The following is a 13,203-nucleotide window of genomic DNA, read 5'->3' as shown; positions in this document are numbered from 1 at the left end:
TCGGTTTTGCTTATAGCGCAATCCAGACAGCGGCCGCCCAGAATGCCAGCGAGAAAGCATAGGCGCTCAGCCAGGACATCTTAATCATGTTCATATTCATCATCATATTCATACGTCACTCCTCCCGAAAACGGGCGTAAAAAAGTCCTGCTGTCAATCGCGTTGCGATGACACCCTTTTTATATGCTGAGTGTGAAGAGTGGGCTTTTAACTTGCCCGCCGGATAACCGGAAAGAAGAATTGCACTGGCGTCGCCAGTTAATGCTGACCGCTTATTTAGCTTTCGTGTCCATGAAAGACTCGATGAAGTGACGCTGATTTTCACTCAACTCCCAGCTATCCGGGATTGTCACTTTGTGTTCCGTCACGACGCTCTCTTTACCTTTACAGGCTGGCGCCTGGAGCTGCGGCGCGGATAACAATTGTTTACGGCTGAGTGTGTTTGCCCACATGGTTTAACCCCACATACGCCAGATCATCAAGGCTACAACTACCCAGAACAGCGCAGAAGCAGCTATTACGGTTAACCAGGCTTTGCGACGGATATTACCAGAGCGCTCAACCTTGGTGCTTTTTGCCCGAAAATCGGGTTGTACAGTCAGTCTCGTAGCCATAGTTTCTGATAATCACTCTCAATAAAACGATTGATAACACCGATTAAGATTTAGGACGAATCCTAAACGCATTAAGGCCGAAAATCCAGTTATTTTTATTGAGCACAACGATTAACGCTATTTATCAAAACCGCCAAATAACTTAAGGAATAATGAACCACGATACATTTCCTTAATTGAATTATTACATTGCAGATTTGGCTTAAATTGCGATTAGTACCACCTTTAATTTGAGTTAACTTAAAGAGACCTGATAAAAAGGCCTTCTACATCAGGTCTTAACTGGAGTATGGGAATAATCCTGGCAGCACGCAAAGCGGCAAGGTAAATTTTGTGTACTGTTTCTCATTTAAGTAACCTAAACAGAAAAACATGTGATCGATGTTTCATTTACAAAAAAATAATCGCCTTTATCGACATTAAGCTGGCGCTAACCGCTAGCGACAAAAAAGGCTGCCCAGGGCAGCCTTAAATAACGCTAAACGATGCGTCGACTTACTTAAACGGCAGCTTGATATCCTTAAACATCGCTTCGATATCATCGTTTGAGCGCAGCGCGACCGCGGCGTCTACCACGTCACGGGTCAGATGCGGCGCAAAGCGCTGAATAAAATCATACATATAGCTGCGCAGGAAGGTGCTGCGCCTGAAGCCGATTTTGGTGGTGCTGTTGGTGAAAATCTCCGCCGCTTCGATGCGTACCAGGTCAGGATCGGCCTGCGGATCGACCGCCATACTGGCAATCACTCCGACGCCTAACCCGAGGCGAACATAAGTTTTGATTACGTCTGCATCGGTCGCGGTAAAGACGATGCGCGGCGTCAGCCCTGCGCGGTTGAACGCGGTGTCCAGCTCCGAACGTCCAGTAAAGCCAAAGGTGTAGGTGACCAGCGGGTATTCCGCCAGCTCCTCAATCGACACCTGCCCCTTGCCCGCCAGCGGATGATCGGGCGTGACGACAATAGCCCGATTCCAGTGGTAGCACGGCAACATAATCAGATCGTCATAGAGGTGCAGCGCTTCGGTGGCGATAGCGAAGTCGGCGTTGCCTTTGGAAACCGCTTCGGCGATTTGCGTTGGCGAGCCCTGATGCATATGCAGCGAGACGCGCGGATAGCGCTCGATAAAGCCCTTGATGACGCCCGGCAGCGCGTAGCGTGCCTGGGTGTGGGTGGTCGCCACATAGAGCGAGCCTTTATCCGGCCAGGTATGTTCGCCCGCCACCGATTTGATCGCATCGACTTTCGACAACACTTCGCGGGCGATGCGAATGATCTCCTCGCCCGCTGGCGTTACCTGGGTTAAATGCTTGCCGCTGCGCGCAAAGATTTGTACGCCCAGTTCATCTTCCAGCATGCGCACCTGTTTGCTGATGCCAGGCTGAGAGGTATAAAGCCCTTCCGCGGTTGAAGAGACATTGAGGTTGTGATTAACCACTTCGACGATATAGCGCAACTGCTGCAATTTCATATCTGTTCCATCCCAGTAAGCTACAGAGCGCATCCCCGATTGCGGGTTGTTCGCCAGATCGGTGAAAAGAGGGCAAAGCATCGGAATAAGTCGGAAATGCTATAACCACTATATCATCGTAAGGAGGAATGTAGAACGTTTTGATATAAGGCTAAGAAAAAGGCCAGCAGCGCTGGCCTTTAAGGAGGTGGGGAACTTACTTTTTCGCTTCCTGCCACTTACCGTCGATATAAAACGCCGACCAGCCCGTCGCTTTACCCTCTTTTTCCGAGGCGACATACTGCTGTTTGGTTTTACGGCTAAAGCGCACCATCGTCTTGTTGCCGTCTGCATCGGTCGCCGGCGCTTCCGCCAGGTAGCGCAGTTTTTCCGGCAGACGATCTTTAAAGCGCTGCAGCTCTTCCACTAACGGCGCGCGCGTTTCACGCGATTTCGGGAAGGTGTTGGCCGCGAGGAAGACGCCCGCCGCGCCGTCGCGCAGCACGAAGTAAGCGTCTGACTTCTCGCACGGCAGCTCAGGCAGCGGCACCGGATCTTCTTTCGGCGGCGCCACTTCGCCGTTACGCAGGATTTTGCGTGTGTTTTTACAGTCGTCGTTGGTGCAGGCCATATACTTGCCGAAACGCCCCATTTTCAGGTGCATTTCCGAGCCGCACTTTTCGCACTCCACTACCGGGCCGTCGTAGCCTTTGATACGGAACTCACCCTGCTCGATTTCATAGCCGTCGCACTCTGGGTTGTTGCCGCAGACGTGCAGCTTACGCTGTGGATCGATCAGGTAGCTGTCCATCGCCGTGCCGCACTTCTGGCAGCGGCGACGGGCGCGCAACGCGTTGGTTTCGGCATCGTCGCCTTCCAGCACGTTCAGCACTTCGTTTTCCGGGATCAGGTTGATGGTCTGCTTGCAGCGCTCTTTCGGCGGCAGCGCGTAGCCGGAACAGCCGAGGAAGACGCCGGTGCTGGCGGTGCGGATCCCCATCTTGCGTCCGCAGGTCGGACAGTCGATAGAGGTCAGCACCATCGGGTTCGGCTGCATGCCGCCCTCTTCTGGATCTTTCTCTGCTTTCTCCAGCTGCTGGGTAAAGTCGCTGAAGAAGTTATCCAGCACGCCTTTCCACTCCGCCTGATTGTTGGCGACCTGGTCGAGGCTGTCTTCCATGGTGGCGGTAAAGTCGTAGTTCATCAGATCGCGGAAGTTCTCTTCCAGACGATCGGTGACGATTTCACCCATCTTCTCGGCGTAGAAGCGACGGTTTTCCACCCGTACGTAGCCGCGATCCTGAATAGTCGAGATAATCGCGGCGTAGGTGGACGGACGGCCGATGCCGCGTTTCTCCAGCTCGCGCACCAGCGAAGCCTCGCTAAAGCGCGCCGGCGGCTTGGTGAAGTGCTGGCTAGGCGTCAGCTGCTGCAGATCCAGCGTCTCGCCGGTGTCGACCGGCGGCAGCGTGCGATCTTCGTCATTTTTACGCAGCGCAGGCATTACGCGCGTCCAGCCGTCGAAGCGCAGCGTGCGCCCTTTGGCCTTCAGCTTGAAGCCGGCCGCGGCTACGGTGAGCGTGGTGGAGTCATACTGCGCCGGCACCATCTGACAGGCAACGAACTGGCGCCAGATCAGCTGATAGAGCTTCTGCGCGTCCGTTTCCATATCTTTCAGCTTTTCCGCCACCACGTTGACGTCGGATGGACGGATCGCTTCGTGCGCTTCCTGCGAATTCTCTTTGCTGGCGTAGGTGTTGGCGTTCTCAGGCAGATATTTTTTGCCGAAGTTTTTGTCGATGTAGCCGCGCGCCATCGCCAGCGCGTCCTGACTCAAGTTAGTTGAATCGGTACGCATATAGGTGATGTGGCCCGCTTCATACAGGCGCTGCGCCATCATCATGGTTTTCTTCACGCCGAAGCCGAGGCGCGTGCTCGCCGCCTGCTGCAGCGTGGAAGTAATAAACGGCGCGCCAGGCTTGCTGCTGGTCGGTTTATCTTCGCGATCCACCACTTCGTAGCGTGCGTTTTCCAGCAGCGCAACGGCGGCCTGCGTCTGTTCGCCGTTGACCGGACGGAACGGCGTGTCGTTCTGGTGAGTGACGGCCATCGCCAGCAGATCGCCTTTCGCCGTGTGCAGATCGGCGTTCAGCTCCCAGTACTCTTCCGGCACGAACGCTTTAATCTCCCGCTCGCGCTCCACCACCAGGCGCACCGCGACGGACTGCACGCGGCCGGCAGAGAGACCGCGCGCGATTTTCTTCCACAGCAGCGGCGACACCATATAGCCGACGACGCGGTCCATAAAGCGACGCGCCTGCTGCGCGTTGACGCGGTCGATATTCAGCTCGCCCGGCGTTTCAAACGCCTGACGAATCGCATTTTTGGTGATTTCGTTGAACACCACGCGGCTGAAGCGCTTCTCGTCGCCGCCGATCACTTCCCGCAGGTGCCAGGCGATGGCTTCCCCTTCGCGGTCAAGGTCGGTTGCGAGGTAAACGTGGTCGGCATTCGCCGCCAGCGCTTTCAGCTCAGAAACGACTTTCTCTTTTCCGGGCAGGATCTGGTAGTCCGCCTCCCAGCCGTGGTAAGGATCGACACCCATACGGCTGACCAGCGCGGCCTTTTCATCTTTTTTAACCTTTTTGGCTTTTTTATCGCCAGCCCCGTCAGCACTCTTTTTCGCGGTTGAACCACTGGTCGGCAAATCACGGATATGACCGACGCTGGATTTCACCACGTAGTCACTACCGAGGTATTTATTGATTGTTTTGGCCTTTGCCGGGGACTCAACGATGACGAGTGCTTTACCCATATGTACCTTTACCTAATGAAAACGTCCTGATAAACGGGAGAGGATTTGATGCCCAGAAACCCAATGGGTTCAATATTGCTGCGCCTTTTCTGCTTTTCAAGGCTGCGGGGTCAATCTCAGGCCAGCTTGCATATGCTTATGCAAGGGTATGAATAAGAGCGACTTTTTCATCTGAAGCCATCACACTTCCCGGTGTGATCTCCCTGAAATCTGAATCGCCCACACTCTACCTGATAAAATTCGTTACGCAACTTAATTAGCACTCTGTTTAATTTTCCGCCAGCTTTCGCCGCATTTTGCTGATTTGCCGCGCAGCGGTTTTGGCAAGTAATATAGAAAGGATTCGTTGCATGTCAAAAAAGGGATATTCAATGCAGAAGAATACTGAGGCCATTTCACGCCAGGCGCTACTGGAAAAAGCCAATGCGCTTATTCGCGAGCACGATGATTATTTTGCCGGACTGGAAGCGGACGACGTGATCCAGCAGGGCGAGGTGCTGGTGTTTCGCGGTCCCTATTTTCTCGATGACGAGGGGCTGCCGACGGCGAAGACCACGGCGGTGTTTAACGTGTTTAAGCATCTGGCGCTGACGCTTTCGTCGCGCTATCACCTGGCATAAAAAACCCGGCGCCAGCCTAATGCTTGTCAGTTAAGCATGCGGTGATAACGCAGTCTGGAGCCGCTCAGGGGCGGGCGGTCCTCGCGCCGCTGACGCGGTACCTTCACGCCATTCGTCTGCCTGACGGACCGGTGGGGATGGAACATCCCTGTTCCAGCCCCACCTTTCGCCCGCTTCCCTGCGGGCTCTCCTGGCAGACTCACTCTGTTCAGCGCTGCGAAATGCCCGCCCCTGAGCGGCACCAGCCTGCTGGCCAGCTTCCGTGTGCGCGGCTGGAAAGGGCATAAGGGGCAGGACGGTAGCGTTTTTACGGCTACAAAGGGCACCCTGTCTGAAGCCACAGCACCTCCTCTGCTGTAAAGGGCTATTCGCAGCGCTGAGGCGGAAACGTTGTGCCCGGAGCCGGTCGCAGGGATGCGACAGGCAGTTCGGGTAGGCCTGGATGGCCGTACCCGAACGGTCCGTCCGGCGCGACGTTGCAGCCGAAGGCACCGCGCAGCGGCGCGAGGACAGCCCGGCAGCAGAGGAGATGCAGTGGCCCGCACCAGCATGCTCATGCATAAATGAAAAGGCCGCCGTTTTGAGAAAACAGCGGCCTTACCTGAACATGAGCTTAACTGACAAGCATTACGGCGCCAGCCGGTTTTTTTTAACGGTGCGACCGCGAGGTGCAGCCCCGCCGTTGCTTAAAGCAGCGGCTTCTCGCCGCGCTGCCACCATTTCATCAGCAGACGTTCCGCCACCGAGCCGGCGCTATGGGTCACGCGGTCGATCATCTTGCGCCGCCGCGCATAGTGCACGCCCAGCACGTTGAAGAGATCCATCTGGCTGATGATCAGCTCGTCGCTGGTGCTGATATCGTCAATCAGCTTCAGATCCAGCGCCTGGCGGCCATACCAGTGCTCGCCCGTCGCCACCTTGTCGATATCCAGCGTCGGGCGCATCTGATGGACGAAATCTTTAAACAGCAGATGGGTTTCGTTGAGATCTTCCTGAAACTTTTCGCGCCCTTCGTCGGTGTTTTCGCCAAACAGCGTCAGGGTGCGTTTATACTGGCCAGCGGTGTGCAGCTCGACGTCAATATCGTTGCGCTTCAGCAGGCGGTTGAAGTTAGGGATCTGCGCCACCACGCCGATTGAGCCGAGAATGGCGAACGGCGCGGCCACGATGCGATCCGCCACGCAGGCCATCATATAGCCGCCGCTGGCGGCCACTTTGTCCACCGCCGCCGTCAGGCGCAGGCCGCGATCGCGCAGGCGCTGCAGCTGTGACGCCGCCAGACCATAGCCGTGCACCACGCCGCCTGGGCTTTCCAGCCGCAGCAGCACTTCATCGCCCTTTTCCGCGACCGCCAGCACCGCAGAGACCTCTTCACGCAGCGCCGTGACTTCGCCGGCGTCCATGCTGCCTTTAAAGTCGATCACGTAGAGCGTCGGCTTCTGGCTCTCCAGCACGCCCTGCTTCGCGGCGCGCTTCTCCGCCTTCGCCTTGCTCTTTTCCGCTTTTTTGTGCTGTTTCAGCCACACTTTCTGCACCTGCGGCTTCATTTTCGCCAGCTGCAGATCCTCTTTCATCTGCTGATAGTCGTCACCCAGATGCGTCAGACGCAGCTGCCCCGCCGCCTGACCGCGCTTGCGCAGCGCCGCGTTGACGATGATCGCCACGACCGCGGCAACGGCGATCACCACCGTGACCGCTTTGGCCAGAAATAATCCATAACTGGAGAGTAAATCCATTCTGCCGCCTTATTAAACAGAGAATTAGCACTAATCAGAGAGTTTACCGGGTTTAGCGCCGCGCGTCGCCTGAAATGCCAGCGGCCGGCACAGAAAGCGCCTGTGGATGATTGCACCCTCCGGCGAATTGAGGCATAAAGCCAAAAACCCGTTTACGCGCTCAAGGATATCGTCGTGCACTATCAACCGAAAAGCGACCTGCTGCAAAACCGCATTATTCTCGTTACCGGCGCCTCAGACGGCATCGGTCGCGAAGCCGCCGTTACCTATGCGCGCTACGGCGCGGAGGTGATCCTGCTGGGCCGCAATCTGGCGCGGCTGGAGCAGACGCAGCAGGCGATCGGCCAGCTGGGGCTGCGTCCGGCGCATAGCCTGGTGTTTGACCTGGCACAGGCGACGCCCGCTGCCTGTCAGCAGCTGGCAGAGCAGCTGGCGCAGCAGTTTCCGCGTCTCGACGGCGTGCTGCACAACGCTGGCATCCTCGGCGAAATCACGCCGCTGGCCGAGCTGGATCCGCAGATCTGGCAGGAGGTGATGAAAATCAACCTCGACGCCACCTTTTTCCTGACGCAGGCGCTGCTGCCGCTGCTGCTGAAATCGCCCGCCGGCTCGCTGGTCTTCACCACCTCCAGCGTTGGCCGCACCGGCCGCGCCGGCTGGGGCGCCTATGCGGTCTCCAAGTTCGCCACCGAAGGCATGATGCAGGTGCTGGCTGATGAGTATAAAAACCAGGCGCTGCGGGTTAACTGCATCAACCCAGGCGGCACGCGCACCAAAATGCGCGCCTCGGCCTTCCCGCAGGAAGATGCCAACAAACTTAAAACCCCTGCCGATCTGATGCCGCTCTACCTTTATGTGATGGGCGACGACAGCCGCCGCAAGACCGGCATCAGCTTTGACGCACAGCCTGGCCGCAAGCCGGGAGCGGCGGAATAATGGCCGAAGATCGCCACCAGCAGCGTCAGCAGCGGCTGAAAGAGCAGGTTGACGCGCGCATCGCCGCCGCAACCGAAACGCGCGGCATCCTGATGGTATTTACCGGCAACGGCAAAGGGAAAACCACCGCCGCCTTCGGTACCGCGCTGCGCGCCGTGGGGCATGGCAAAAAGGTAGGCGTGATCCAGTTTATCAAGGGCGAATGGCCCAACGGCGAGCGCAACCTGCTGGCGCAACACGGCGTGGAGTTTCAGGTGATGGCCACCGGCTTCACCTGGGAGACGCAAAATCGCGCCACCGACAGCGCCGCCTGCCTGGCGGTGTGGCAGCACGCCAGACGCATGCTGGCGGACGAGACGCTCGATCTGGTGCTGCTGGATGAGATCACCTATATGGTGAGCATGGATTATCTGCCGCTGGCGGAGGTAGAGCAGGCGCTGGCCGCGCGTCCGGCGCATCAGAGCGTGATCCTTACCGGACGCGGCTGCCATCGGGCGCTGCTGGAGGCTGCGGATACCGTAACCGAGATGCGCCCGGTGAAGCACGCCTTTGACGCGGGCATTCAGGCGCAGCAGGGCATCGACTGGTAGGCAAAAAAAAACACTGCTCGAGACCGTATAATGCTTGTCAGTTAGGCACAGGGTGCTCACGCAGTCTGGTGCCGTTCAGGGACGGGCGGTCCTCGCGCCGCTGACGCGGTACCTTCACGCCATTCGTCTGCCTCACGGACCGGTGGGGATGGAACATCCCTGTTCCAGCCCCACCTTTCGCCCGCTTCCCTGCTGGCTCTCCTGGCAGCCTCATTCTGTTCAGCGCTGCGAAATGCCCGCCCCTGAGCGGCACCAGCCTGCTGGCCAGCTTTTGTGTGCGCTGCTGGAAAAGAACAGCAGCGTTTCTACTGCTACAAAGGGCACCCTGTCTGAGGCCACCGCACCTCCTCTGCTGTAGAGGGCTATTCGCAGCGCTGAGGCGGAAACGTTGTGCCAGGAGCCTGTCGCAGGGAGGCGACAGGCAGTTCGGGTAGGCCTGGATGGCCGTACCCGAACGGTCCGTCCGGCACGACGTTGCAGCCGAAGGCACCGCGCAGCGGCGCGAGGACGGCCCGGCAGCAGAGGAGGTGCAGTGGCCCGCACCAGCATGCTCACACGCGCATAAGAAAAGGCCGCTATTTAGCGGCCTTACCTGAACATGATCTTAACTGACAAACATTAAGCTCGAGAGCTGCGTGTTTTATTAGCCGCGTTTGCTGCCGCCGCCGCCGCTGCGTCGGCCATTGCCGCTCACCTGCGTGTGGCGCTTCACGGCGCGACGGATCTGATTCGCCTTGGTGCGGCGACGATCTTTCTCTACCGCCAGCTTAGTGACCGTTTCGTCATCCATGCCTACCAGCGAGCGCAGGTAGTTAACGGCTGCCAGATCCATTTCCATCCAGCCGCCGCGCGGCAGGCCTTTCGGCAGATTGATGTCGCCATAGCGCACGCGCATCAGACGGCTGACCTGCACACCGACCGCTTCCCACAGACGGCGCACTTCACGGTTGCGCCCTTCGGTCAGGGTAACGTTGTACCACTGGTTGACCCCTTCGCCGCCGGCGAAGCGCAGGGTTTTAAAGGCTGCCGGGCCATCTTCCAGCTGCACGCCTTTGCTCAGCTGGCGAATTTTATCATCATCCACCTGACCAAATACGCGTACCGCATATTCGCGCTCAACTTCGCGGCTCGGGTGCATCAGGCGGTTCGCCAGTTCGCCGTCGGTGGTGAACAGCAGCAGGCCGCAGGTGTTGACGTCGAGACGCCCAACCGCGATCCAGCGCGAGCCGCGCAGGCGCGGCAGACGGTCGAACACCGTGGGGCGACCTTCCGGATCGCTGCGGGTGCAGAGTTCGCCTTCGGGTTTGTAATAGGCCAGCACGCGGCACACTTCCGTCGCCGACTCGGCGATAGAAACCAGATGGCCGTCGATACGGATCTTCAGGGATTTGTCATTTTCAACGCGGTCGCCCAGCGTGGCGAGTTTGCCGTCGACGCTGACGCGGCCGGCGGCGATTTTTGCTTCGATTTCACGACGGGAACCGTGGCCTGCACGTGCCAGGACTTTCTGTAACTTTTCGCTCATAGCGGCCTCACTGTCGCCTTCCCAGGCGTCATTTGGGTTAAAATTCTTTAAAATCAATAGCTTAAGTTATGATGTTCCGCTCATTATACCTTTAATTTACTGATTTGTAACCTGCTTTATCAGCGCCTCGGCGGCTGGCTGGCTCAGCGGAATAACAGGCGAGGATAGCAGCTCTCCCTCATGTTTACACCACTGCTCGCTTTATTAACAACTGTGATCATCTTCGCAACAACTTTTCGTGCAGACTTGTATGGTAGCGCATCCTCTGACAATACGGATAGCTTATGACTGCCTTCACCTCTTCCTCCGCGCAGGCCACCGCCGACGCGGACAGCAAACAGGTCATCCGCCGGGTCGCCAGCGCCTCTGCTATCGGCACCGCAGCGGAATATTACGACTTCTTCGCCTATGGCACCGCCGCGGTGCTGTTTTTCGGCCACCTCTTTTTTCCCAGCGATAATCCGCTGGTCAGCACGCTGGCTGCCTTCGCCACCTACGCCGTCGGCTTTCTGGCGCGGCCGATTGGCGGCATTATTTTCGGCCATATCGGCGACAAGGTGGGACGCAAAAAGGCGCTGGTCGCCACCATTCTGATTGTCGGCCTTGGCACCTTTTGCATCGGCTTACTGCCTACCTACGCGACCATCGGCATCTGGGCGCCGGTCTCGCTGATCGCCATCCGCCTGCTGCAGGGATTCGGCGTTGGCGGCGAGCAGGCGGGCGCGGTGCTGATGACGGCAGAATATGCGCAGCCGGCGCGGCGGGGATTCTACGCCAGCTGGGTGCAGGTGGGCGCACCGGCCGGCTTTTTGCTGCCGCTGGCGCTGTTCGCGATCCTCAACGCCCTGTTGAGCGCCGATCAGATGATGAGCTGGGGCTGGCGCGTGCCTTTCCTGCTGAGCGCGCTGCTGGTGATCGTCGGCCTGTTTATCCGTCTGCGCATTGACGAGTCACCGGTTTTCGCCGAGATCCGCGCCACCAAAGCGGCGGAGTCGCGGCCGTTAAAAGAGGTTATCCAGGCGCATCCTGGCCTGGTGATCAACGGCGTGGCGGCAAAGCTGATCGAAGCCTGCGCCTTTGCACTGTTGACGGTGATTATTCTGGCCTGGGGCAAGGCGAATCAGCTCGACAGCACTCTGCTAATGGAGAGCATGATTGTCGCGGTGATACTGGAAATTTTCGCTATTCCGCTGATGGGGGCGCTCTCCGACCGCATCGGCCGCAAGCCGGTCTATCTGATGGGCGCGCTGCTGATTGTGCTGTCGATCGTGCCTTTTTTCCTTGCGCTGCAGCAGAACAGCTACTGGCTGACGCAGATCGCCATGATCGTGGCGCTGACGCTGGGCCACAGCATGTGTTACGCGCCGCAGGCCTCGTGGTTCCCGGAGCTGTTTCCCACCCATATCCGCTGCAGCGGCATCGCCGTTATCTGGCAGACCGGCTCGCTAATCGGCAGCGGCATTCTGGGTCTGGCCGCCGTGAAGATTTTGCAGCTGACGGGCGGTCACTGGTATGGACTGGCGATCTATGTCGGCGTGCTGGGCGTGATTTCGCTGGTCGGGCTGGCGCGTCTGCCGGAAACAGCCCCCGCAAAACGCCGCGGGGAGTATCACAGCTGGCAACGCCGCTAAGTTTTTCTTTCCTTTACCTTTGTTGCCGTCCGCCCGGGCGGCAACCCGCGCGCCCTTCTCGTCCGGTTTGTTGCCTGTTTTATCGCCAACCTGTTGAAGCTAAAATGCTTTTTCCAACAGCGCTCAGGTGCCTGCCGCTAATATATCGCGCTCGCCCGCCATTGATAAGGCAAATGCAACAGTTTAAAGAAGGTTAAGCTTAATCGCGCTTTTTTCGCTGTTTTTTTATCTGTCCCGGAAGAATCCTACAGTATCAAATGCTGCATGTTTGCCTTTGAATAAGTCATTTATCGCGCAAACACGCTCAACGCCTCTTTTTTTAAGCGCAGATTGCATTACCACCCTATTTATCCGCCTTTCCTTTTAAGATTAATCTTAATCGATTGTCGTCAGATGAATTATGGGTAAAATCAGAGCCAGAAACGCAAAATATAACTTTCGTATTATTAATCTTAATTAGGGATTAGCGCGAAAGTTATTAACAATGCCTTAACTCAATTTTTGCAGTTTCTTTAAAATATAAACCGGCGCTACCGGAACTGCAGCGTTAATACGGCTTAGTGATGAGCCTGAAATTGCATGTCAAAAGTCTTCACCAGGGATTTTCCGACATGCCAGCCAAAAAGATACTCACCATGAGAAAACTGTTCTTGTGGCCGGCGTTTGCTGCGCTGGCGCTGAGCGGTTGCTCTGTGGGCCATACCGAATACAGCCGTTCGGCAATGCAGCACGTGGACATGAGCTTCACGGGCATTCCAACGATTCTCGGTCTCGGCACGCTGGGCAGCAGCATCCCTATTACGCCTGAATACAGTCTGACCGCGGCGCACGTGGCGAAATTTGCCGTGCAGCGCGTTAAGGCGTATCACCCCTATTGCGACCTGGCAATTATTTATCACAAAAACGACGCAGCGACTCTGGCTAAATTCCGCAGCGGCAACGTGGGCGACCCGGTAAAAATGTACGGCTACAGTTTTATATCCGCTATGCCGGTGGAGTCGTCGGGCACCAATTTAGCGCGCACCGCTATTCGCAACAGCTGGAATAAAAAACCCTGTATGGCGATGGCGTCTAATGCGGGCGTCATAAAAGGCATGTCGGGCGGTGCGGTCTATAACGCCGACAATACGCTTGGCGGCGTTATTGTCGGCTTCAGCGACCAGATAAAAAGCAACCGCAGTGGCAAAACCGTATTAAAGGATGTGTCGCTCTATATCCCTTATTCCGATTTTCAAAACTGGCTAAAACAGAATATCGGCCAGGCGGCGCAGCGCGGCGCCTGACCCG

The 13,203-nt window shown here is 57.2% G+C and carries 11 protein-coding genes; 5 read left to right on the top strand and 6 right to left on the bottom strand.

Annotated features, from left to right (window positions below; translation table 11 throughout):
* Positions 1-10 precede the first annotated feature (10 nt).
* The 4 genes from MC269_RS18840 to topA form a co-directional block, all read right to left on the bottom strand.
* Positions 11-112, bottom strand: coding sequence for a small membrane protein YmiC (locus MC269_RS18840; protein ID WP_371824363.1), 102 nt, complete (start codon positions 110-112; stop codon positions 11-13).
* A 343-nt stretch (positions 113-455) separates the two neighbouring features.
* Positions 456-614: a YmiA family putative membrane protein gene (locus MC269_RS08405; protein ID WP_081138105.1), complete on the bottom strand. Its 159-nt coding sequence runs from the start codon at positions 612-614 to the stop codon at positions 456-458.
* Positions 615-1,109: 495 nt separating this feature from the next.
* Positions 1,110-2,084: an HTH-type transcriptional regulator CysB gene (gene cysB, locus MC269_RS08400; protein ID WP_081138103.1), complete on the bottom strand. Its 975-nt coding sequence runs from the start codon at positions 2,082-2,084 to the stop codon at positions 1,110-1,112.
* A 196-nt stretch (positions 2,085-2,280) separates the two neighbouring features.
* On the bottom strand, positions 2,281-4,878 hold the full coding sequence (gene topA, locus MC269_RS08395) for a type I DNA topoisomerase (RefSeq protein ID WP_081138101.1): 2,598 nt from the start codon (positions 4,876-4,878) through the stop codon (positions 2,281-2,283).
* 371 nt (positions 4,879-5,249) lie between these two features.
* Between topA and MC269_RS08390 the strand changes: the two genes are divergently transcribed.
* Complete coding sequence (locus MC269_RS08390; protein WP_081138099.1) at positions 5,250-5,498, top strand: YciN family protein; 249 nt, start codon at positions 5,250-5,252, stop codon at positions 5,496-5,498.
* A 686-nt stretch (positions 5,499-6,184) separates the two neighbouring features.
* On the opposite strand, the gene sohB is transcribed toward MC269_RS08390, so the two are convergent.
* Positions 6,185-7,234, bottom strand: a complete 1,050-nt coding sequence (gene sohB / locus MC269_RS08385) for a protease SohB (RefSeq protein ID WP_239954823.1) — start codon at positions 7,232-7,234, stop codon at positions 6,185-6,187.
* Positions 7,235-7,408: 174 nt separating this feature from the next.
* Between sohB and MC269_RS08380 the strand changes: the two genes are divergently transcribed.
* On the top strand, positions 7,409-8,170 hold the full coding sequence (locus MC269_RS08380; RefSeq protein ID WP_239954822.1) for a YciK family oxidoreductase: 762 nt from the start codon (positions 7,409-7,411) through the stop codon (positions 8,168-8,170).
* Positions 8,170-8,760, top strand: coding sequence for a cob(I)yrinic acid a,c-diamide adenosyltransferase (gene cobO, locus MC269_RS08375; RefSeq protein WP_239954821.1), 591 nt, complete (start codon positions 8,170-8,172; stop codon positions 8,758-8,760). The genes MC269_RS08380 and cobO overlap by 1 nt, the downstream gene beginning before the upstream one ends.
* Before the next feature lie 643 nt (positions 8,761-9,403).
* On the opposite strand, the gene rluB is transcribed toward cobO, so the two are convergent.
* Complete coding sequence (gene rluB / locus MC269_RS08370) at positions 9,404-10,285, bottom strand: 23S rRNA pseudouridine(2605) synthase RluB (protein WP_239954820.1); 882 nt, start codon at positions 10,283-10,285, stop codon at positions 9,404-9,406.
* A 284-nt stretch (positions 10,286-10,569) separates the two neighbouring features.
* On the opposite strand from rluB, the gene MC269_RS08365 reads away from it, so the two are divergent.
* Positions 10,570-11,916 (top strand): MFS transporter, encoded by a 1,347-nt coding sequence (locus MC269_RS08365; RefSeq protein ID WP_239954819.1) that lies wholly within the window; start codon positions 10,570-10,572, stop codon positions 11,914-11,916.
* 635 nt (positions 11,917-12,551) lie between these two features.
* Positions 12,552-13,199, top strand: a complete 648-nt coding sequence (locus MC269_RS08360) for a serine protease (RefSeq protein ID WP_239955094.1) — start codon at positions 12,552-12,554, stop codon at positions 13,197-13,199.
* The last annotated feature ends 4 nt before the right edge of the window (positions 13,200-13,203 follow it).

Origin of the sequence: Pantoea sp. Z09, assembly GCF_022394795.1 — a bacterium.
GTDB classification, from domain to species: domain Bacteria; phylum Pseudomonadota; class Gammaproteobacteria; order Enterobacterales; family Enterobacteriaceae; genus Pantoea; species Pantoea latae.
The sequence above is the reverse complement of the archived record's forward strand: the minus strand, read 5'-3'. Positions and strand labels throughout refer to the sequence as shown.

Bases quoted from the DNA above. Each gene is read 5' to 3' on its own strand.
- MC269_RS18840 (WP_371824363.1), bottom strand. From the start codon at position 112: ATGAATATGATGATGAATATGAACATGATTAAGATGTCCTGGCTGAGC.
- MC269_RS08405 (WP_081138105.1), bottom strand. From the start codon at position 614: ATGGCTACGAGACTGACTGTACAACCCGATTTTCGGGCAAAAAGCACC.
- cysB (WP_081138103.1), bottom strand. From the start codon at position 2,084: ATGAAATTGCAGCAGTTGCGCTATATCGTCGAAGTGGTTAATCACAAC.
- topA (WP_081138101.1), bottom strand. From the start codon at position 4,878: ATGGGTAAAGCACTCGTCATCGTTGAGTCCCCGGCAAAGGCCAAAACA.
- MC269_RS08390 (WP_081138099.1), top strand. From the start codon at position 5,250: ATGCAGAAGAATACTGAGGCCATTTCACGCCAGGCGCTACTGGAAAAA.
- sohB (WP_239954823.1), bottom strand. From the start codon at position 7,234: ATGGATTTACTCTCCAGTTATGGATTATTTCTGGCCAAAGCGGTCACG.
- cobO (WP_239954821.1), top strand. From the start codon at position 8,170: ATGGCCGAAGATCGCCACCAGCAGCGTCAGCAGCGGCTGAAAGAGCAG.
- rluB (WP_239954820.1), bottom strand. From the start codon at position 10,285: ATGAGCGAAAAGTTACAGAAAGTCCTGGCACGTGCAGGCCACGGTTCC.
- MC269_RS08365 (WP_239954819.1), top strand. From the start codon at position 10,570: ATGACTGCCTTCACCTCTTCCTCCGCGCAGGCCACCGCCGACGCGGAC.
- MC269_RS08360 (WP_239955094.1), top strand. From the start codon at position 12,552: ATGAGAAAACTGTTCTTGTGGCCGGCGTTTGCTGCGCTGGCGCTGAGC.